The sequence below is a fragment of the Cohnella caldifontis genome (assembly GCF_029360585.1).
Taxonomy (GTDB): Bacteria; Bacillota; Bacilli; order Paenibacillales; family Paenibacillaceae; genus Cohnella; species Cohnella caldifontis.
Map to the genome: position 1 here is coordinate 208,849 of NZ_JAQZSJ010000003.1, position 19,893 is coordinate 228,741.

General features: G+C 58.6%; 20 protein-coding genes. 16 read left to right on the plus strand and 4 right to left on the minus strand.

Annotated elements, in window-relative coordinates; translation table 11 throughout:
- Positions 1-10 precede the first annotated feature (10 nt).
- From PTZ19_RS06715 to aguB, 5 genes are all read left to right on the plus strand, one after another.
- Positions 11-796, plus strand: a complete 786-nt coding sequence (locus PTZ19_RS06715) for an ABC transporter permease (RefSeq protein WP_276353284.1) — start codon at positions 11-13, stop codon at positions 794-796.
- Entirely contained in the window at positions 797-1,534 is a 738-nt protein-coding gene (locus PTZ19_RS06720; RefSeq protein ID WP_276353285.1) for an ABC transporter ATP-binding protein, read from the plus strand.
- 34 nt (positions 1,535-1,568) lie between these two features.
- Entirely contained in the window at positions 1,569-2,501 is a 933-nt protein-coding gene (gene cysK, locus PTZ19_RS06725) for a cysteine synthase A (RefSeq protein WP_276353286.1), read from the plus strand.
- 222 nt (positions 2,502-2,723) lie between these two features.
- Positions 2,724-3,752 carry an agmatine deiminase family protein gene (locus tag PTZ19_RS06730; protein ID WP_276353288.1) on the plus strand — a complete coding sequence of 343 codons (1,029 nt, stop codon included), beginning with the start codon at positions 2,724-2,726 and terminating at the stop codon, positions 3,750-3,752.
- Between the two features lie 52 nt (positions 3,753-3,804).
- On the plus strand, positions 3,805-4,680 hold the full coding sequence (gene aguB / locus PTZ19_RS06735) for an N-carbamoylputrescine amidase (RefSeq protein ID WP_276353289.1): 876 nt from the start codon (positions 3,805-3,807) through the stop codon (positions 4,678-4,680).
- 251 nt (positions 4,681-4,931) lie between these two features.
- Here aguB and PTZ19_RS06740 read toward each other — a convergent pair whose 3' ends face one another.
- Complete coding sequence (locus PTZ19_RS06740) at positions 4,932-5,774, minus strand: sugar phosphate isomerase/epimerase family protein (RefSeq protein ID WP_276353290.1); 843 nt, start codon at positions 5,772-5,774, stop codon at positions 4,932-4,934.
- A gap of 66 nt (positions 5,775-5,840) precedes the next feature.
- Positions 5,841-6,776: a helix-turn-helix domain-containing protein gene (locus PTZ19_RS06745; protein WP_276353291.1), complete on the minus strand. Its 936-nt coding sequence runs from the start codon at positions 6,774-6,776 to the stop codon at positions 5,841-5,843.
- A gap of 212 nt (positions 6,777-6,988) precedes the next feature.
- Here PTZ19_RS06745 and PTZ19_RS06750 point away from each other — a divergent pair, with 212 nt between their 5' ends.
- From PTZ19_RS06750 to PTZ19_RS06770, 5 genes are all read left to right on the plus strand, one after another.
- The gene (locus PTZ19_RS06750; protein WP_276353293.1) at positions 6,989-8,035 is read left to right on the plus strand and encodes a Gfo/Idh/MocA family protein; all 1,047 of its coding nucleotides are present in this window, start codon (positions 6,989-6,991) and stop codon (positions 8,033-8,035) included.
- 47 nt (positions 8,036-8,082) lie between these two features.
- Positions 8,083-9,363, plus strand: coding sequence for an ABC transporter substrate-binding protein (locus PTZ19_RS06755; RefSeq protein WP_276353294.1), 1,281 nt, complete (start codon positions 8,083-8,085; stop codon positions 9,361-9,363).
- Positions 9,364-9,426: 63 nt separating this feature from the next.
- Complete coding sequence (locus PTZ19_RS06760; protein ID WP_276353295.1) at positions 9,427-10,311, plus strand: carbohydrate ABC transporter permease; 885 nt, start codon at positions 9,427-9,429, stop codon at positions 10,309-10,311.
- Positions 10,312-10,322: 11 nt separating this feature from the next.
- Positions 10,323-11,129, plus strand: a complete 807-nt coding sequence (locus tag PTZ19_RS06765; protein ID WP_276353297.1) for a carbohydrate ABC transporter permease — start codon at positions 10,323-10,325, stop codon at positions 11,127-11,129.
- A 28-nt stretch (positions 11,130-11,157) separates the two neighbouring features.
- Positions 11,158-12,015 carry a DUF6807 domain-containing protein gene (locus PTZ19_RS06770; RefSeq protein WP_276353298.1) on the plus strand — a complete coding sequence of 286 codons (858 nt, stop codon included), beginning with the start codon at positions 11,158-11,160 and terminating at the stop codon, positions 12,013-12,015.
- Between the two features lie 123 nt (positions 12,016-12,138).
- Here PTZ19_RS06770 and PTZ19_RS06775 read toward each other — a convergent pair whose 3' ends face one another.
- Complete coding sequence (locus tag PTZ19_RS06775) at positions 12,139-13,587, minus strand: esterase-like activity of phytase family protein (RefSeq protein WP_276353299.1); 1,449 nt, start codon at positions 13,585-13,587, stop codon at positions 12,139-12,141.
- A 334-nt stretch (positions 13,588-13,921) separates the two neighbouring features.
- Between PTZ19_RS06775 and PTZ19_RS06780 the strand changes: the two genes are divergently transcribed.
- From PTZ19_RS06780 to PTZ19_RS06805, 6 genes are all read left to right on the plus strand, one after another.
- Positions 13,922-15,079 carry an ABC transporter ATP-binding protein gene (locus tag PTZ19_RS06780; RefSeq protein ID WP_276353301.1) on the plus strand — a complete coding sequence of 386 codons (1,158 nt, stop codon included), beginning with the start codon at positions 13,922-13,924 and terminating at the stop codon, positions 15,077-15,079.
- Entirely contained in the window at positions 15,069-15,734 is a 666-nt protein-coding gene (locus PTZ19_RS06785; RefSeq protein WP_276353302.1) for an ABC transporter permease, read from the plus strand. The genes PTZ19_RS06780 and PTZ19_RS06785 overlap by 11 nt, the downstream gene beginning before the upstream one ends.
- Before the next feature lie 21 nt (positions 15,735-15,755).
- Entirely contained in the window at positions 15,756-16,664 is a 909-nt protein-coding gene (locus PTZ19_RS06790; protein WP_276353304.1) for a glycine betaine ABC transporter substrate-binding protein, read from the plus strand.
- Positions 16,665-16,682: 18 nt separating this feature from the next.
- A complete protein-coding gene (locus tag PTZ19_RS06795; RefSeq protein ID WP_276353305.1) occupies positions 16,683-17,336 on the plus strand; it encodes an ABC transporter permease in 654 nt (217 codons plus the stop codon).
- Positions 17,337-17,435: 99 nt separating this feature from the next.
- The gene (locus tag PTZ19_RS06800; RefSeq protein WP_276353306.1) at positions 17,436-17,945 is read left to right on the plus strand and encodes an SRPBCC domain-containing protein; all 510 of its coding nucleotides are present in this window, start codon (positions 17,436-17,438) and stop codon (positions 17,943-17,945) included.
- A 140-nt stretch (positions 17,946-18,085) separates the two neighbouring features.
- A complete protein-coding gene (locus PTZ19_RS06805) occupies positions 18,086-18,295 on the plus strand; it encodes a hypothetical protein (protein WP_276353688.1) in 210 nt (69 codons plus the stop codon).
- 75 nt (positions 18,296-18,370) lie between these two features.
- Here the strand turns inward: PTZ19_RS06805 and thrC are convergent, their stop codons facing one another.
- Complete coding sequence (thrC, locus tag PTZ19_RS06810; protein ID WP_276353307.1) at positions 18,371-19,759, minus strand: threonine synthase; 1,389 nt, start codon at positions 19,757-19,759, stop codon at positions 18,371-18,373.
- Positions 19,760-19,893 lie beyond the last annotated feature (134 nt).

The following is a 19,893-nucleotide window of genomic DNA, read 5'->3' on the forward strand; positions in this document are numbered from 1 at the left end:
TGTTGACCGCATGAATAACCGACTTCGCAATATTTGGAGGCCGCTTTGGCCGTTCCTGACCGCGGCGCTCACCCTGCTTCTCCTCCTGCAGCTGGGTCACCTGCGGACGCCGATCGTCATTCCTTCGATCTCCGCCGTGTTCGCGCGGCTGGGGGACGAGCTGGCAGACGCGGCATTCTGGCACTCGCTCGGCGCCAGCTTGTACCGGCTCGGCATCGGGTTTCCGATCGCCTGCTTCCTCGGAGGCCTGCTGGGGCTGCTGGCGGGACTTTCCCGCAGCTTCGCGGTTTATTTGCGCAGCTTGATCGGCATCCTGCAGTCGATCCCGCCGATCACCTGGCTTCCGTTTCTGGTGATCCTATACGGGTTCGGCGACGTGCCGATCATCACGATCATCGTCATCGCCAGCTTCTTCCCGATGGCGCTGTCGGTCATGAACGGGACGGAAGGCGTCAGCCATACGCACATCGAAGTGGCGAAGGTGCTGGGCGCGAAGAAGGGGCAGCTGCTCCGCAAAGTGTACTTGCCCGAGACGCTGCCCGCTTTCATCACCGGGGCGCAAGTGGCCTTCGGCAACGCCTGGCGCTCCCTGATCGCCGGGGAGATGGTCGGCAGCGCGGCGGTCGGCTTGGGCTTCGCCATCAGCTTCTCCGGGGAAGTGGCGGACATGGAGGGCGTGATCATGTACATCATCGTGATCGGAGCCATCGCCACGTTCCTGGACCATTTCGTGCTGGAAATGCTCAAGCGCCGCCTGCTGCGGTGGCGGTACATTAAGGGAGGGGGGGACCGGTAGATGCAGACGCTGGAGCTTCGCGGAGTCGGAAAACGATTCGGCGCTTTGCAGGTGTTGAAGGAGATCGACATCCGGATCGAGCAAGGGGAGTTCGCGGCCATCGTCGGTCCTTCCGGATGCGGCAAGAGCACGGCGCTGCGCATGTTCGCCGGGCTGGAGAATCCGTCCGAAGGCCAGGCGCTGGCGGACGGGGTGCCGATCGAAGGTCCCTCTCCCGCGCGCATGCTGATTTTCCAGGAGCACGCCCTATACCCTTGGTCCACCGTCGAGGATAACGTCGGGCTCGGCCTGGAGCTGGCCGGCGTCCCGAAAGCGGAGCGGATCCGGCGCGTGAACGAGGTGCTGGAGAAGGTCAACTTGGGCGGCTTCAACCGGTATTACCCGTCGCAGCTGTCGGGCGGCATGAAGCAGCGGGCGTCGATCGCCCGGGCATTGGTCATGGACCCGGACGTGCTCTTGCTCGACGAGCCGTACGGCGCGCTGGACGCGCTCACCCGGCTGTCGATGCAGAACGAGCTGCTGGACATCTGGTCCGGTTCCGGCAAGACGATGCTGCTGATCACGCACGATATCGACGAGGCGCTCTATCTCGCCGATAAAATCTATGTCATGAGCGCAAGGCCGGGGCAGATCGTGGAGACGATCCGCATCGACCAGCCGAGGCCGCGGGACCGCAGCAGCGAAGCGTTCGCCGAGCATCGGCGGAACATCATGCGCCTGCTGGGGCTCGAAGATTGACATAGACATCCCAAAAATAAAGGAAGTGGCGGTTATGGCAAGAGCCGTATCCTCGGTCATCGATCTGATCGGCGATACCCCGGTCGTCAAGCTGAACCGGGTCGTTGCCGAATCGGGCGCGTCCGTCTATATGAAGCTGGAATTTTTCAATCCCGGGAAGAGCGTGAAGGACCGGGCGGCGGCCAACATGATCGCGCAGGCCGAACAAGAAGGCAAAATCGCGCCGGGCCGTTCGACCATCATCGAGCCGACCTCCGGCAACACCGGTATCGGCCTCGCGATGGTATGCGCCGCGAAGGGCTACCCTTGCATCATTACGATGCCGGAGAACGCCACGAAGGAACGCGTGCTCGTCATGCGGGGATACGGCGCCCAGGTGGTGCTGACTCCGGCTTCCAAAGGCATGAAGGGAGCCATCGAACGGGCCGAGGAACTGGCGAAGTCGACCCCCGGCAGCTTTATCCCGATGCAGTTCGAGAATCCCGCCAACGCAGACGCGCACCGCCAGACGACCGCCGTAGAGATCTACGAGGCGTTCGAAGGGAAGCTGGACGCGCTGGTGCTGACGGCCGGGACGGGCGGAACCGTCACGGGAACCGGGGAAGAGCTGAAGAAGAAAATTCCTTCGCTCAAGATCTACGTGGTGGAGCCGGCCGGATCGCCGGTGTTGTCGGGGGGCCGGCCGGGCCCGCATAAAATTCCCGGCACCGGGCCGGGCTTCGTTCCTTCGATCCTGAACCGGTCGATCTACGACGAGATTCTGAAGATCGAAGACGACGACGCCCAGACGATGGCTCGGGAGCTGGCGGCCAAGGAGGGCATCCTCGTCGGGGCCTCCTCGGCGGCATCCGCCTATTTCGCGGTGAAGATCGCCGGGCAACTGCCGGAGTCCGCTCGCGTGCTCTGCCTCGCGCCCGACTCGGGCGAGCGTTACCTGTCGTCCGATTTGTTCAAATTCAAGGATTGAATCCTCCGCAGCCCGGATCGGCCTTACGGCCGCGCCGGGTTGTTCCTTGTATGCCGAGCCCCGAACCGCGGCGTTATCGGACGGGAGGACCGCCCGACAGAACGCAGCGGACCTACCTCTTCAATACGGGACCGAATTATTATATGATGGGTATTGGTTCGTACGGGCGGCAATCGTTCGTCCGTCCGCTTGCGAATTTCCATTTCGGACATGAGGTGCACAATGACCTTCCCTAGAGAGTTGTCTTACGCGATGCCGCCCGAATGGGCCGAGCATGCGAGAACGCTGATATCCTGGCCGATCCAGGCTTCCATGTGCTATCCCGATGAATACGAAGGCGTATGCGGCGCGTATGCCGAGACGATCCAAGCGATCTCCGAGTTCGAGCCGGTCACGGTCATCGTGAATCCGTCCGACCTGGAGACGGTCCGGGCGCGGTTCGCCGGCAATATGCGGATCGAATGCCTGGCCGTGGAACATAACGACGCCTGGCTGCGGGACAACGGGCCGACCTTCGTCAAGAACGGCAAAGGCGACGTGGCGGGCATCAACTGGAAGTTCAACGCTTGGGGCGGCAAGTACGCGCCTTGGGATCTCGACGATCAGGTGGCTCCGCGCATTCTGGACCACTTCGGCAAGAAGCGGTTCGACGCGCCCTTGGTCATGGAGGGCGGTTCCTTCCACGTCGACGGCGAAGGGACGCTGATCACGACGGAGGAGTGCCTGCTCAATCCGAACCGCAACCCGGAGCTGAGCCGGGAGCAGATCGAGGAGTACCTTCGGAATTATTTGGGCATCGATAAGGTGATCTGGCTGCGCCGCGGCCTGAGCGGGGACGAGACCGACGGCCACGTGGACAACGTCGCCTGCTTCGCGGCGCCCGGCAAAGTCATCCTGCAGGTGTGCGACGATCCGCAGGACGAGAATTACGCCATAGCGCAGGACAACCTGCGGACGCTGCGCGAGGCGACGGACGCCCGGGGGCGCCGGCTCGAGATCGTGCCGATCCAGCAGCCGCCTTACCGGGAGCATGAGGGCAATCGCCTGACGCTGAGCTATCTCAACTTTTATTTCGTGAACGGGGGCATTATCCTGCCCGTGTTCGGCGGAGAGGCGGAGGAGACCGACCGGCTTGCCGCGCAGGCGCTGCAAGCGGCGTTTCCGGACCGCGAAATCCGGACCGTCGACGGCATGGGCGTCATCCGCGAGGGCGGCAACGTCCACTGTACGACCCAGCAAATGCCCGTATAAGCGGAGGGAGTTTGACGGGAGTCGAACTCCCGATTAGAGGAGGGACGAACCGATGCGCAAAGTGAAAGTCGCCGCTACGCAGATGAGCTGCACCTGGGACATCGAGGACAACATCCGCAAAGCCGAGGCTTTGGTCCGGGAGGCGGCCGGCCGTGGCGCGCAGATCATCCTGCTGCAGGAGCTGTTCGAGACCCCGTACTTCTGCCAGAAGGAAAAGTCGTGCTACTACCAGTACGCGACGGAGCTGGAGCAGAACCGGGCCGTCAACCATTTCCGGGGCGTGGCCAAGGAACTGGGCGTCGTGCTGCCGATCAGCTTCTACGAGAAGAAGAACTACGCCCGCTACAATTCCCTCGCGGTCATCGACGCGGACGGCGAGGTGCTGGGCAGCTACCGCAAAAGCCATATTCCGGACGGTCCGGGTTACGAGGAGAAGTTCTACTTCAACCCGGGCGACACCGGCTTTAAGGTATGGAAAACGCGTTATGCCAAAATCGGCGTCGGGATCTGCTGGGACCAGTGGTACCCGGAGGCGGCCCGCTGCATGACCCTGATGGGCGCCGAGCTGCTGTTCTATCCGACGGCGATCGGCTCGGAGCCGCAGGACAGCTCGATCGATTCCAAGGATCACTGGCAAACCTGCATGCTCGGCCATGCGGCTGCCAATCTTATCCCGGTCGTCGCGTCGAACCGGATCGGCACGGAGTCGGACGAGGATTCCTCGATCAATTTCTACGGCTCGTCATTCATCGCCGGACCCGCGGGGAATAAGGTCGAGGAAGCGGGACGCACGGAGGAAACGGTGCTGACCGCCGAGTTCGATCTGGACCAGCTGGAGGTTCAGCGCATCGAATGGGGCATTTTCCGCGACCGGCGCCCGGACCTGTACAAGATCCTCGCCACCTACGACGGCTCGACTCCGGTGTGAGCCTTGTCCCGTTTTCGCGGCCAAACATCGCGTGTCTGAAGGGTACCCCCGGGGTACCCTCTTTCTGTTCATGAGACAATCGGGCATTTGTGACCATCCTTTTGCGGATGGTTGTTTCTTGCGTTGAGAAAAAACTCCCGCGCAGGGTGAAAGTATAATTCGGGAGGAACCGATTCGCGACTGCGAGGCAAGAAACGAAAGGACCGTCAGGGACGAATTTCTCCTTGACGGTCCTTTCGCTGCTTCCCAGGTTATTCCGCACCCAATTGCTGCAGGAACCGATGACTCGCCAGCACGTTATCGTCACCCGCGATCTCGAGCGTGGTGTTGCCGTCGAAACCGACTTCCTTGAGCGCCTGGAAAGCGCCTCGGATATCGACGGCTCCCGTTCCGAGCGGGATCGTGCTCATCCCGCAACCGAATGCCGTGCCGCGGATCTTCTCCATATCCCGAGGCAAGTCTTTCCAATGGACGTGGTGGATCTTAGGTCCGAATTTGCGAATGAATTCGACCGGGTCCCCTCCACCCAGCCACAGATTGCCGGTATCCAAATTGATGCCCACATGGTCGGAATTCAGTCCGTGAAGCAGCTTTTCCATGCCGGCGATGCTGTCCGTCAGGATGCCGTGCGGCTCCAGCATCAGCGTGACGCCGTAGTCCCCGGCCATGCGCACCGGTTCATGGAGCTTGTCCAGGACGGCGAAGATCCGTTGGTCTTCGGTGAGTCGGTGTCCGTATTCGGTCTTGGGATCCCCTTCGGTCGTCACGACGTGGTTGACGCCCATGGCCGCCGCATTTTTGATCGCTTTCAGAATCTGGTTCGTGCCGTACCGCCATGGCGCGGGCGGGTCGAGCAGGTTGGCGTGGGCGCAGTAGGCGGTAATCGTCAAGCCCGCTTGTTCGAACATCCGCTTGACGTCATAGGGATTGCTGTCCAGGCTGATGACGGAAGAGAAGCCGAATTCGACGCCGAGCGTGCCCCCGTCACTGTTATCGGTGACGTCCGCATAGTCGAATCCCATATCTTTGATTCTTTTGAGTTGGTGCTCAATCGTGGCAAACGGATCTACGAGCGCAAAACAACCAACGCGCATGCTATCACTCGCCTTTCGGTCGGATTGTTCTCATTATAGAAATATCCGCTTGCCGGGATAATTGAATTATGTTCCCGTTTTTTGACCATTTGTCGCCAAGGCGGCGTTGCCTAGGCTTTGCTTCGGCCGGTAGCGATTGGGAGGAAACCCGGCCCAGCGCTTGAATTGCCGGCTGAAATGGCTGATTGAACTGAAGCCGAGGATTTCGGCGATCTTGTCTACGGACAGTTCGCTCTCTAGCAGCAATTCCTTGGCTTTTTTGAGTTTAATGGCGCTCAGATATTGCCGGGGGGACTGCCCGTAGACTTTTTTGAAAATCTTCGTGCACTGGCTGCGGCTCCATCCGATACGGGAAGCGATCTCGTTGACGGAGATGGCGGAATAGACGTTATTCTCGATCAGGGTCGCGATTTTGTTGGCCATCTCGATCTCGAAATGCGACGCCGACGCGGCGTATTCGTTCTGCGCATAATGGTCCAGGGATTCGAACCGCTTCACGACTTCGGAGATCGCAAGCAAGATGTATCCTTGCAACGCCAGCTTGTCCGCCGCCGAAAGATCGATGGACAACTGCTCCGCCTCTCGCCGGTATCGGTTCTGTACCAAGGCGGATTGCACCAACGATTCGAAATAATGGACGTAGGAGAGCAACCGGGAATCCCCGAGCTCGCTCTTGCGGATATATCCCACCCTAGATCGGTTCAACAGCGGGCGAAGCTCGGCATCGTCAAGATCGAAATGGATGGCGATAAAGGAAAAGTTGTTCATGGAGTGATTGAATGTCCGATGCCGCTCTCCCGGCCGCAGCAGCAAGACGTCGCCCGACTGGAAGCGGATTTCCTCATTGTTCACCCACTCGGTCACGTCTCCCTCCCAGCAGAACAGCAGCTCGTACAATTTATGCGAATGGGTATCCACGAACCAACGGGAATCGAAAGCGGCGACCCGGAAATCCCTGACCAGCAGCGTGTTCGTGATATTGGGGAAATGGGCGTCGAGCATGGTCCGATCACCCTCCCTCCTCTGTAATTGGATTCCATTGTACCTCCGAAATAGACAAATGGTCAAAAAGAAGAAAGATTTATCAATTGTCCCTGCACGGATCGGATTCTAAAATGGGAACCAAGTCGGGCCAAGGAGGTAATCGCTTTCATAGATTCGGAGAACGGACGCGCATGCGGGTTCCATATAGAGACAAGGGAGATGGAGAATCCATGACAACATGGAGAGCAGCGGTCATCGGGTGCGGGCGCCCGAACGCGGTCTCGAATGACGGCAAGCAAGGATTCGGCATCGCGTATTTGCACGGACAAGGCTATGTATCATCGACGTTGACGACGCTGTGCGCCGTCGCGGATATCGCCATGGACAATGCCCAAGCGTACGCGAATCACTTCGGGGTCGAGCGCGTGTATGCCGATTATCGCGAAATGCTGCACGCGGAACGGCCGGATCTGGTCAGCATCTGCACGTGGCCCCGCCTGCATAAGGAAATGGTGCTGGCAGCCGCCGAAGCGGGCGTGAAGGGCATTCTGTGCGAAAAGCCGATGACCGTCCACTACAAAGACGCCCTCGAGATGCACGAGATCTGCCGCAAGAAAGGGATCGTGCTGCATGTGAACCATCAACGCCGGTACGATTTTCCGTTCATTAAAGCACGGGAACTGGCAGACGCCGGGGAAATCGGCCGCTTGCTCCGGCTGGAGGCCTGGGTCGGCGACGGCTGGGATCTGATGTCCTGGGGGGTTCACTGGATCGACATGATGCGGTTCTACACCCACGACGCGAACGTTCGCAACGTATTCGCCCAAGCGGACGTATCCAAGAGAACGATTCGATATGAACATCCGGTCGAAGACCGGATTCTCATGCAGTTGAAATTCGACAACGAGGTCCAGGGCATCCTCCATCTGTCGGAAGACGAGGTTCAACCGGGCAATCTGCTGGTAGGAGAGGAGGGGATGATCCTCTTCTATCCGGAGATCCGCTCGCCGATCACGGTGGTGGGCAGAAGCGGAACGAGGAAGCTCGAGTGGCCGGACGACGCAAAGTCCGGGTTCCAAGGATCGGTGGAGCACCTGGCGCTCAGCGTCCAGACCGGCTTGCCTTCCGATCTGGATTCGGGATCCGCTCTGATCAACATGCAGATCGCGATGGCCGCCTTCCAGTCCGCCAGGACGCACCGGACAATCGACCTGCCGTTCGAGGATCCGGTGAACCCGCTGGTTGCTTGGTTCGGAATGGACGCCGCGGCGAAGTAAGAAACGCTGGAAACGTTTGAACCACTCCATCATAGGGGGCAAAAGCGATGAGAAGACGGTTGGGCATGGTCATGGTCAGTATATTGCTGACGGCGGTGCTTGGCGCATGCGGCAAGTCGGGCGGTTCCGATTCGGGCGGATCCGCGAGGGCGTCGAGCACGGTTTCCGGAAAAGGCGCTTCGTCCGGGAACACGGTGGAACTGAAACTGCTAAGTTATTTTTCGGAAGGCGAGACCCAGTATGACATTTTAAAGAAGTTCGTCGATGATTACCATCAGCAAAATCCGAATGTGACGATCAAATTGGAAAGCGCTCCGCCTGCCGACCTCGACCAGAAGATCCTTCAATCGGCGACGGCGAAACAGGTGGCGGATATCATCATCCTGAACTATATTTCCGTCGATCCGCTGCATGGGGCGTTGGTTCCGTTGACGGATTACGTGAACGGCGACTTTTTGTCCCAATTTTACGACGCGAACGTGAAGGCGGGCACCGCAACCGACGGTAAAGTGTACGGCGTGCAGATCGCCGGCGCGAACGACTTGGCATTGTTTTACAACAAGAAGCTGCTGTCCGATGCCGGGATCAATCCCCCGACGACGTGGGCGGAGCTCGCGAGTTCCGCGAAGGTTTTATCGAAGGACGGCAGGTACGGTCTCGCCGTATCCGCCACGAACACGGTCGAAGCGCTATGGCAATTCGAGCCGTTCTTCTGGAGCAACGGGGCGGATTTCAGCAACGTCGCGTCTCCCGAAGGCGTGGAAGCGCTGGATTTCCTCGCCCAACTCGTCAAGGACGGAGCGATGTCCAAGGAAGTCGTGAACTGGGCGCAAGGGCAGGAAGTGGATCAGTTCGTCGCCGGCAATGCGGCGATGATGGTGAACGGTCCATGGAATTTCAAGGCATTGAACGATGCTGGAATCGAATACGGGGTCGTAACGATTCCTGTACCCAAGGCCGGCATGAAACCGGTCGTTGCGGTCGGAGGCGAAGTCTTCTCGCTCGGCAATACCGGCGATGAGGGCAGGACGAAAGAGGCGGCCAAGTTCCTGGAATACCTTGCCGATTCAGATCGTTACATCGACTTGGTCCACGGGTTCGGCTACCTGCCATCGCTCAAAGCGAAATCCGACGAGTTCAAGGGCCAATTCCCGGAATACACGCCTTTCCTGGATCAAATGGCTTATGCCAAACCCATGTATGATGAGAAAGGTTATTTGAAGCTGGACAAAATCATGCAAGTCGCTATCCAATCCGCGCTGACTGGACAGGCGACGCCGAAGGACGCGCTTGACAAGGCCGCCAAGGAGATCGCCAACATTCAGTAAGCGATCGGTTCCGGAAAGGGACTCTCCCTTTCCGGAAATTTCGACGATAGGACTGATCCGCAGATGAGTCATGTCAAAAGCAGATGGTTCGGGATCTTGTTATTGATGCCGGCAGGCGTCTTTTTGCTTGTCTTCTACCTGTACCCGGTCACCTACAATCTCTATCTGGCGTTTCAGCGGATGGATGCCGAGGCGTTCATGAACGGGGACGGCGCGTTTAACGGGTTGGAAAATTACCGGGCTCTGCTGCAGAACGGAGTGTTTTATTCGGCCTTGCGAAATACGTTGTTGTTCACGTTTTTCAGCATCCTGTTCCAGTACAGCATCGGCTTCCTGTTGGCCGTCCTGTTAAACAAGTCTAGCAGGGCCGCCAATTTCCTGCGGGGGCTGTTGCTGACCCCGTGGTTTACCCCGATTGTGGCCACGTCCACCGTATGGATCTGGCTGTTAAGCGGGTCCAACGGCATCGCCAATTACGCGCTTCATGCATTGGGCTTGATTGACCAAGGCATTCCCTGGCTGTCGCAGCCGAGTACGGCGCTCGTAATGACGGTGATCGTGAACATCTGGATCGGGATTCCTTTCTGCATGGTCTTACTGCATGCCGGTCTTCAGTCGATTCCGAGTGAATTGTACGAAGCGGGGGAAATCGACGGCGCGAGTCCCTTCCAGAAAAACCGGCATATCACGCTTCCGATGCTGAAGGAGGTCTCTGCGATCGTCATCTTGCTCGGGGTCGTCTACGGCATCAAAATTTTCGATCTGGTCTGGATCATGACGAAGGGCGGACCGGGGAATGCCAGTCAACTGCTGGGGACGCTGTCTTACGAATATTCCTTCGCCAAAAACAATTTCGGGATCGGTGCGGCGGTCGGCAACGTCATGCTGCTGATTTCCCTGGTCGCAAGCTTCGTGTATTTGAGGGTCTCGAAGAAATTGCAAAGTTAGGGGGGCGGCAAATGAAAAAGCGATTCTCGGTCGTGCTTGCGCTGTTATCCGTGTTTTTGCTGTTTCCGATCTACTGGATGCTGAACTCCGTATTCCAGACCCGGGCCGAACTGTTCTCCCGCCCTCCGTTATGGTTTCCGAGAAGCTTTGACTTCCTTTCGGTTTGGAAGATCGTCGTCGATAATGCCCAATATTTCTCCAACAGCTTGGTTATCGCGTTCATTACGATCGCCGTCACCGTCTTCGTGGCGATTCCGGCGGGGTACAGCTTGGCCAAATTGAACGTGCCGGGCAAATCGTTCTATCTGCTCGTGCTTCTCATCACGCAAATGTTTCCGCTTGTTATGCTGATCACCCCCATGTTCTTGATATTCAGCAAGACCGGGCTGTTGAATAACTATGCGGGGACCGCGCTGGCTATCGGTACGAACACGATTCCTTTCTCGATCCTCGTGCTGCGTTCCTATTTGGTTTCGCTGCCCGATTCGCTGCGGGAGGCGGCGTTTATCGACGGCTGCGGGGAGATGAGGGCTTTCGTGCGGATCATCATCCCCAATGCGATGACGGGCATCATGACGATCGTGGTGTTCACGTTTCTGTTCTCCTGGGGCGACTTCCTGTTCGGCCTCACCATGATGACGGATAACGATCTGCAACCCGCGACCGTGCGATTGTACCAAAGCATCGGACAATACGGAACCGACTGGCGCCGCTTGATGACGTTGTCCGCCAGCCTTGCGCTGCCGGCCATGATCTTCGTCGTGCTCGCCCAGCGTGCGGTCGTGAACGGAATCGGAAACGTAAACGTGAACAAATAAAGCCGCAGGAGGTCAAGGGGAGATCGCCATGGGATTCGAATCGCATTACGACAAGAAGCAGGCGATGTGGCAAGCTCGCTTGAACGGAGTCACGGTGCTGGAATACATTCACGGGGCGGCAGGGGATCCCAATCCGTCTTTTCGCGAAGTTCGCACGCCGGGCGGCACGAAAATCACGACCTACCGCCCCTGGGATCACTTTTGGCATACGGGTCTGTTCTTTTCCTGGAAGTACATCAACGGCCGCAATTTCTGGGAGTCCATGTACCACGGACAACGCAACGTCGCCGTCACCGATTTCCTTAAGCCGCTCGAGGGCGGAAGAATAGGCTTCCGAACAGGGATTTCCTACGTCGCGGAGGACGGGGTGAACCTGTTGAAAGAGAAACGGGAAGTCAGCGTTACGGAGGCGGAGGAAGGTTATTTGCTGCGCTGGCAAGCGGAATTCACGGCTCAGGAACTTGATTTGATCCTGGACCGGACTCCATGCACGGAGAAGGAGCCTTGGGGAGGGTACGCTGGATTGTCCTGCCGTTTGGAGCGCAATTTCCTCGGACCGGACATTACGACCGATCTGGGAACGCGGTTAGCCGAAGAAGCGTTCGGACGCCCGTTCCGCTGGTGCGATTACACCGGCAAGCTGGACGGATATACGGAAGCGCGCCATGCCGGCATTTGCCTGATGGACCATCCGGAAAATCCGCGATTCCCGACCTCGTTCCTTACTTACGATTACAAGGACCTGCAGTTTTTGTCCGCCGCGTTCCTGTTCCATGAGCCTTATTCCCTTCGCAGCGGGGAGTCCCTGTCGCTCCGATATGCGTTATACGTGCATGACAACAAGGCCGACGCCGTGACGATCGAACGCTTGTGGCAAAACTTATGAGAGAGAGCATCTCATCCGGGAGCAAAGCGAAATCTTTTGCCAACCGGATCCCAGAGCAAGAGAAAACGCGACAACCCGGCAAGACCGTAGGGTCTTGGCTGGGTTGTTATGCTTCAAGCCGATTTACTTGATCTCGTAAGGCAGTTCGAACGCCCACAGCTCCGTGCCGTTTTCCGGCGACGTGCTGCCGATTCCGAAATCGTTGTCGTTGACGAAGAACAATTGGTTGCCGCCGACCAGCGTGATGCCTTCGATTTTCTCGTAAGGGAACCCGAAGGCGACCGCGTCCAGCACGGTCCGCTTGGAAGGCGGGAGGATGCCGTTTGCTTTCAGGTCGGCGACGCCCATTTGCTCCAGCGTTTTGCCGGCGGCTTTCGCGTCGTCGTACTTGCCGAGGATGTTGGTCGCGTCCGACAGGTCGATGGCGTAAATCCGCTTGAGCTGCGCCTTGTCGCCCGCGTTTTTGTCGCGCTCGTCGATCAGCAGCGTGTTCTCGTTCACCGCGACGAGGTCGGAGATGACGATGTCGCCTTGCTTCAGACCCTTGAACTGGGCGGCGTCTTCCGCGACGTAGGCGAATTCGGCGACCGGCTTCAAGGCGGCGAGGTCGATCTTGATGATGCGCAGCTGGCGGGCGTTGTCCGTGGATTTGTCCGGGTTGCGCAGCGGGCTTTGCATGGCCATGAACATATACTTGCCGTCCGGCGTGATGCCCACCGCTTCGGCTCCGCGGTTCTGGCGAAGCTTGTCGTATACGGCCGGAAGCGCCTCGCGCGCCGGGACGAGCGGGGTTTCGACCTGCGCGGCCCAGCCTTGCGGCACGATGCGTTCGATGATCGTGCCGTCCCGTTTCGCGTGCAGGATCGACGGGCCGTACTCGTCGGAAATCCAGAACGTATCGTCCGCCTGGTTATACGCGAGCCCTTCGATATCGGCGCCGTAAGGATCATAAGCGAGCACGTTTGCCCCCGTGGTGTCATAAGGGACTTCGTCGCGTCCTTTGATGTTGGGAAGCCCGGTGATGAGGGAGGTGCCGCTGGCGGGGTCCGTTCCGTTCACCTTCAGCGGGAACTTGTCCAGAATCTTGATTTCGCCGCCATTCAGCTCGATTTTATAAATCGTCGGCGTGTAACCGGGAAGCGGGAAAGACTTGCCCGATACGCCGTTCACTTCGATATCGCCATTGGGCCCGCGGTCCGCGGTCGAGTAGAACACGTTGTCCGGGTCGCCCGGCACGTGGGTCAGGGAGGAACCGATCCCCATTTTAATGCCTTCCGCCAGATCCGGCGCGTTCAATTTGTACTTGCCGGTCAATGCCGGCTTATCCGTCAGCGCCACATTGCCGCGGAATTCATCCCAGTCCACGTATTTGCCGCTCGCTTCGCCGAACGCGCGAATCGGCAAATACAGGCTGCCGCCGATGTTGACCGCAGGCTGCGCGGGGGTCACCGTCTTCCCGTTGTTCGAATAGTTCACCTTGTCCGCCGTCGTTCCGCTGATGCCCGCCGCAGACGCGGCGCCTCCCGAAACCGCGAGCAGCAGCACGGATGCCGCCAACCACTTTTTCTTCATCCTTCGTCCGTCTCCCTTCCCAGTCCCATCATTGTGCAAGTCCACTCCAAGAGAATAGCAGGGAAATGTTAACTCCGATGGGCGGAATTTTCATGGGAATGTAAAGGAAGCCGCGCGGGGACGGGCGATTCTAATATTTTACTAACAACTTATATATATCATAAGGGTTGTTGGCAATCCGGATATTTGATATAGTAAACGTACGTTATACAGAACCGCCTTCCATTCGACTCCGCATCTCCCCCCTTCATTTTCGCAATCGCCGCTCTCTACACCGCCTTCCGAACTGAGAAACCGGGTACTCTGCCGCATTTCAGAAAAGGAGGATGTTTTCATGATTCGATTTACCGGCGTGAACAAGGAATACGATGACGGGCATCAAGTGCTGAAAGATTTGAATCTGGAAGTGAAGGAGGGGGAAATCACCGTCCTGATCGGCCCCAGCGGCTGCGGCAAAACGACGACGATGAAGCTGATCAACCGGCTGATCGAGCCCTCGTCCGGCCGGATCGAGATCGGCGGCAAGGACATCGCCGCGTTCGATCCCGTCGCGCTGCGCAGGAAAGTGGGTTACGTGATCCAGCATATCGGGCTGTTCCCGCACATGACGATCGCCCAGAACGTGGCCGTGGTCCCCCGCCTTCTCAGGTGGGACAAAAGCAAAACCGCGGCCCGGGTCGACGAGCTGCTGTCCATGGTCGGCCTGGAGCCGAAGGTGTACCGGAACCGCTACCCTTCGGAGCTCAGCGGCGGGCAACAGCAGCGGATCGGGGTCATCCGGGCGTTGGCGGCGGACCCGTCGATCATCTTGATGGACGAACCGTTCAGCGCGCTGGACCCGCTCAGCCGGGAGCAGCTGCAGGATGAACTGATCCGCCTGCAGCACGAGCTGAAGAAAACGATCGTTTTCGTCACGCACGACATGGACGAAGCGATCAAACTCGCCGACACGATCATCCTGATGAACGGCGGAACGATCGTGCAGACGGGGCACCCCGATCGGATCCTGCGGCACCCCGCCAACGATTTCGTGAAAAATTTCATCGGCAAGAAACGGCTGCAGGAAGAAGGCCGACGGAGAGTGTTCACGACCGTAGACCAAGTGATCGCCGATCAGCCGGTCACCGCGCTGCCGACCCGGGGGCTGGCCGAAGCCGTGAAAATGATGGAGAAGAAACGCGTCGACACCCTGCTCATCGTGGACCCGTCGAACCGGCTGCTCGGTACGGTCTCCATCTACCGCGTCCTGGACCATTACGGAGACGAGGGCAAAACGCTGGCGGACGTCATGACGCCCGTGCGGCACGCGGTGAAAACGAATACGCCCCTGTCCGTCGCGTTGAACCTGATGAGCGAGCACCAGCTCTCCAACCTCCCGGTCGTTCGGGGAGAGGGCGAATTCGTCGGCCTCATCACAAGGGGTTCCGTCGTGAGCCATTTGGCGGACGTGTACGCGAATCCGGAAGGGGGGGAGGAAGTCCATGCGGGCTGATTATATCGGTTTTCTGCGGGACCGGTATCCGGACTTGCTGGCGGCGGCGCGGGAGCATCTGACGATCTCGGCGGTCTCGATCCTGCTGGGCGTTCTCGTGGCCGTGCCGCTCGGCTTTTACTTGGCGGGCAGCCGCAACAAGACGGTGAACGGCATCGTGTTCCAAGTCGCCAACCTGTTCCAGACGGTTCCGAGCCTGGCCCTGCTGGCCATCCTCATCCCGCTGTTCGGCATCGGCGTCAAGCCGGCGGTTTTCGCCCTGTTCCTGTACTCCCTTCTTCCGATTCTTCGCAACACGTACGCCGGCTTTCAATCCGTCGATACCGCCATCCTGGAATCGGCCAAGGGCATGGGCTATAGCCCGGCGCAGCGGCTGTTCCGGATCCAGTTTCCGCTGGCGTTTCCCTATATCATGTCGGGGATCCGCCTGACGACGGTCTATATCATCAGCTGGACGACGCTCGCGTCCCTGATCGGGGCGGGCGGACTGGGGCAGCTCATCGTCTCGGGCATCGGCGTCAACAAGGAAGAATTGATCGTCTCCGCTTCGGCCTGCGCGATCGTGCTGGCATTGCTGTCCGACCGCGTGCTCGGCACAGTGGAGAAACGGTTTTCCAGAAGAGCGGGGAAGAAACCGGAAGCTTCATGGATTTAATCTGAACGCAAGGAGGAACTCATGAATAGAAAAGGAATCTTCATCGTTGCCATGATTGCAGCTTTGTCCCTGGTACTGGGCGCATGCGGAAGCAAAAAGGAGGGGGCGGCGTCCGGCACGATCAAAATCGGCACGCAAACGTATACGGAGCCGAAAATCATCGCCGAAATGTACAAAGCCCTGATCGAGGACCGCACGGACGCGAAAGTGGAGATCGTGCCCGATCTGGCGGCCAGTCCGATCGTCATTAAGTCGATGGACAAGGGCGACATCCAGATGGCGACTTTGTACACCGGGGAAATTTTCAACGGCTATTTCGACATCAAGGATACGAAGGACCGCACGGAAGTGCTGAAGCAGGCGCAGGAAGGGTTCGATCGGAAGTACGGCTTCCAATGGTTCGATCCTTACGGCTTCGAGAATACGTACGCGTTCACGGTGCGGAAGGACGTGGCGGACCAATACCATTTGAAGAACGTGTCCGACCTGAAAGACCTGGCGAAGGACATGAAAATCGGCGTCGACACCACATGGCTCGAACGGGACAACGACGGCTACAAGGCGTTCGCCAAAACGTACGGGTTCGAATTCGCCAAGACGTTCCCGATGGAGATCTCGCTGGTGTATCAGGCGGTTGCGGACAAGAAGGTGGATGTCGTGCTTGCCTATACGACCGATCCGGGCATCAAGCAGTACAACCTGCAGACGCTGGCGGACGACAAGCAGTTCTTCCCGCCTTACGACGCGTCTCCGGTCATCCGGAAGGACACGCTGGAGAAGTTCCCGGCTTTGAACGACGTCATCCCGCTGCTCATCGGCAAAATCGATGCCGCCGCGATGACGGGCCTCAACTACGAGGTGGACGTGAACAAGCGGAGTCCGCATGACGTCGCCGCCGAGTTCCTGAAGAAAAACGGATTGCTGAAATAAAGGAAGGAGGCAGAAGCCATGAATCGGAGCGGATTCGCGGGGCTGCTGGAGTACGTTCGGGAGAACTGGCCCCACTTGCTGAGCCTGACGTGGGATCACGTCGTCATGGTGCTGTGCGGATTGGGGTTGGCGCTGATCGTCGGCATTCCGCTCGGGATCCTGTGCGCCCGGCGCGAGAAGCTCGCGCCCGTCATCCTGGCTGCGGCCAACGTCGTTCAGGTGCTGCCCAGCCTCGCTTTGCTGGCGCTGCTCATGATCGTGCTAGGGCTCGGCTTCAAGACAATCGTCGTCGGCTTGTTCCTGTACTCGCTTCTGCCGATCATCCGCAACACGTACGTCGGCTTGAAGCAGGTCGACGCCGGGATCGCGGAAGCCGGCAAAGGCGTTGGCATGAGCCAACTGCAATTGCTCGCGAAGGTGCAGCTGCCGCTGGCGATGCCGTTCCTGGCGGCCGGGCTCCGGCTGGCCGCCGTCATCGCGATCGGCGTCGCGACGCTGGCTCCCTTGATCGGCGGAGACGGGCTGGGCCGGGAAATCTACTCCGGGCTCAACATGCGCAACGACGTGAAGATTTACGCCGGCGCGATTCCGGCGGCCGCTCTGGCGATTCTCGCCGATGCCCTGCTGGGGCGCTGGCAAGGCCGATTCGGGAAACGCAAAGTACGCCTTTGATTTTAATTCCTTTACAGGAATATTCCACTCGTGGTATATTACGGGCATGAGCACGGTGATTGCATCCGAGCACAACCACTATTTTAGGAGGATCCTCCGATGTCGAATGCCATGACGGCCAAAGTGGAAGGCAACGTATTGATTCTGGAGCGCGTGTTTCACGCGCCGCGCGAGCTGGTGTTCAAAGCCTTCTCCGAAGCGGAGCACCTGAAACGTTGGTGGGGCCCCCGCGGCTGGGAGCTGACGTATTGCGACATCGATTTCCGTCCGGGCGGCCGCTGGCACTACTGCATGAAATGCATGGACAAGAACCTCGGGGACTTTTACGGCATGGAATCCTGGGGCAAGTCGATCTACGGCGATATCGTGGATGGAGAGAAGATCGACTACACGGACTACTTCTCCGATCCCGAAGGCAACGAAGTGCCCGGGATGCCCGCGGCCGACGCCACGAACACGTTTCTGGATTACGAAGGCAAGACGAAACTCGTGTGCAAAACCCGGTACGTATCTCCGGAAGAGCTCCAGAAAGTGTTGGATATGGGCATGGAGCAAGGCATCTCGCAAACGTGGGACCGTCTGGAGGAGCATTTGGAATCTCTTCAATAAACGCGGCGAAGCCGTTCGGACACGTAAAAAACCACTCCTTCGCGAGTGGTTTTTTCATTATTGCCGCTTGACCGTGACATTAGCGTCATGGTTTATCATGGAGGGTGTGATCCGCGAAATGGAGAGGGTGACCATGCGTGATGGAGATTACACCGCAAGAAGAAGCCATGATCAAGGCATTCCGCGAGGCGAACTTTCCGCCTCTGTACGTATTGGTTCGAGTCCGAAACGATATCGCCAATGACGTTGGAAATGTCGATGAGATGCAAAGAGACGCCATCGTAAAAACTCTGGAAACATACATCGGCCCGCTATGGGAAGATTATCATGCAGGGAAGGCGAAAAAATAGGCATAAGGCATAAAAGAACCCCGCAGGTTATTTGCGGGGTTACGTTCGTTTCATCGCCGGCACGGCGGCTCAACCTCAGAAAAACTTCTCCAGCCGCGCCTGAATCTCCACGTTCGTCCCGCCGACGACCGTACGGAACTGAGGCTTGTCGAACAAAGCTTGGATTTGCGGCGGGAACGTCTGGGGAATCCCGCGCAGGCGGATCGCCTCGTCGAACTTGGCGGGGTGGGCCGTGGACAGCGCCACCGCGACCTCGCCTTGCTCCGCCAGCTTGTCTACGGCCGCGACGCCGCAGGCGGTATGCGGATCCAACAAATAGCCGTAACGTCCGTGATAACCGCCGATCGTATCCAGGCACTCCTCGTTCCGTACGCCGTAAGCCGCGAAGTCGGCCTGCACCTGCTTGCGTTTCTCCGCGGGAATCTCGATGCGTCCTTCCGCTTTAAACCCGGCCATCAGCGAGGCGACGGCCGCGGCATCTTCTCCGTACAGGTAATACAAGTAGCGTTCGAAGTTGCTGGCCACCTGGATGTCCATGGACGGGCTGTACGTGCCCCGGAATTCACCGGGTTGGTAGACGCCTTCGTTCACGAAACGTTCCAGAATATTGTTCTCGTTCGTCGCCAGCAGGAGCCGGTGGATCGGAAGCCCCATCCGCTTGGCCAAATACCCCGCGAAAATATCCCCGAAGTTCCCGGTCGGCACGCTGAAGCTGACGTTCCCCTTGACGCCTTGCTCCTCGAGCCGGAAATAGGCGTAGAAGTAGTACACGGTCTGAGCCAGCAGCCGGGCGATATTGATCGAGTTGATGGCCCGCAGGTGGTACTTGCGCTTAAAGCCCACGTCGGCGAACAGGTCCTTGATGATGCGCTGGCAATCGTCGAACGTCCCTTCGACCGCCAGGTTTAGCACGTTGGCGTCGTCCACCGTGGTCATTTGCAGTTCTTGCACCTTGCTGACCTTGTTATGCGGGTGCAGAATGCAGATGCGGATGCCTTCCTTGCCGCGTACGCCCTCGATCGCCGAAGCGCCGGTATCGCCCGAGGTCGCGCCGAGAATATGGATGATCGACTTCGTCCGGCGGGAGATATAGGAGTAGAGGTTGCCCAGGAATTGCAGCGCCACGTCTTTGAAAGCGAACGTCGGTCCGTGGAACAGCTCCAGAACGTATAGGTTGTCGTTCAGCTTCCGGACCGGCGTCACTTCTTCGTGGCGGAACGTCCCGTAGCTGTCGTCCACCAGCTTCTTCAATTCCTCGCGGGGAATTTCTCCCCCCGCATACAGCGAGAAAACCTCCAGCGCCAGGTCCGCGTAAGACAGCTTCCGCCAAGCCTGGAGCGTGTCCGCCGTCACTTTCGGCACGCTCTGCGGAACGAGCAGGCCCCCGTCGTCGGCCAGTCCCATGAGCACGGCATCGATGAATCCGGTCGGAGCGACTTGTCCCCGAGTGCTAATGTATTTCATGCGTATTCCCCTTGCGTAATCAGCGTTTACGTTATTGTAATGTAGTGCAGGGTTGCAAATCAACGAAAAACTACCGCAATCCAACGATTGGGTAGTCTTTTCATGGTTTTACTTATCCGCCGTGATGACGGCAG

Coding starts and splice junctions, on each gene's coding strand:
- PTZ19_RS06715 (WP_276353284.1), top strand. CDS start 11: ATGAATAACCGACTTCGCAATATTTGGAGGCCGCTTTGGCCGTTCCTG.
- PTZ19_RS06765 (WP_276353297.1), top strand. CDS start 10,323: ATGAAAAAGCGATTCTCGGTCGTGCTTGCGCTGTTATCCGTGTTTTTG.
- PTZ19_RS06800 (WP_276353306.1), top strand. CDS start 17,436: ATGTCGAATGCCATGACGGCCAAAGTGGAAGGCAACGTATTGATTCTG.
- PTZ19_RS06775 (WP_276353299.1), bottom strand. CDS start 13,587: ATGAAGAAAAAGTGGTTGGCGGCATCCGTGCTGCTGCTCGCGGTTTCG.
- thrC (WP_276353307.1), bottom strand. CDS start 19,759: ATGAAATACATTAGCACTCGGGGACAAGTCGCTCCGACCGGATTCATC.
- PTZ19_RS06805 (WP_276353688.1), top strand. CDS start 18,086: ATGGAGATTACACCGCAAGAAGAAGCCATGATCAAGGCATTCCGCGAG.
- cysK (WP_276353286.1), top strand. CDS start 1,569: ATGGCAAGAGCCGTATCCTCGGTCATCGATCTGATCGGCGATACCCCG.
- PTZ19_RS06790 (WP_276353304.1), top strand. CDS start 15,756: ATGAATAGAAAAGGAATCTTCATCGTTGCCATGATTGCAGCTTTGTCC.
- PTZ19_RS06795 (WP_276353305.1), top strand. CDS start 16,683: ATGAATCGGAGCGGATTCGCGGGGCTGCTGGAGTACGTTCGGGAGAAC.
- PTZ19_RS06730 (WP_276353288.1), top strand. CDS start 2,724: ATGACCTTCCCTAGAGAGTTGTCTTACGCGATGCCGCCCGAATGGGCC.
- PTZ19_RS06785 (WP_276353302.1), top strand. CDS start 15,069: ATGCGGGCTGATTATATCGGTTTTCTGCGGGACCGGTATCCGGACTTG.
- PTZ19_RS06760 (WP_276353295.1), top strand. CDS start 9,427: ATGAGTCATGTCAAAAGCAGATGGTTCGGGATCTTGTTATTGATGCCG.
- PTZ19_RS06755 (WP_276353294.1), top strand. CDS start 8,083: ATGAGAAGACGGTTGGGCATGGTCATGGTCAGTATATTGCTGACGGCG.
- PTZ19_RS06770 (WP_276353298.1), top strand. CDS start 11,158: ATGGGATTCGAATCGCATTACGACAAGAAGCAGGCGATGTGGCAAGCT.
- aguB (WP_276353289.1), top strand. CDS start 3,805: ATGCGCAAAGTGAAAGTCGCCGCTACGCAGATGAGCTGCACCTGGGAC.
- PTZ19_RS06720 (WP_276353285.1), top strand. CDS start 797: ATGCAGACGCTGGAGCTTCGCGGAGTCGGAAAACGATTCGGCGCTTTG.
- PTZ19_RS06745 (WP_276353291.1), bottom strand. CDS start 6,776: ATGCTCGACGCCCATTTCCCCAATATCACGAACACGCTGCTGGTCAGG.
- PTZ19_RS06750 (WP_276353293.1), top strand. CDS start 6,989: ATGACAACATGGAGAGCAGCGGTCATCGGGTGCGGGCGCCCGAACGCG.
- PTZ19_RS06740 (WP_276353290.1), bottom strand. CDS start 5,774: ATGCGCGTTGGTTGTTTTGCGCTCGTAGATCCGTTTGCCACGATTGAG.
- PTZ19_RS06780 (WP_276353301.1), top strand. CDS start 13,922: ATGATTCGATTTACCGGCGTGAACAAGGAATACGATGACGGGCATCAA.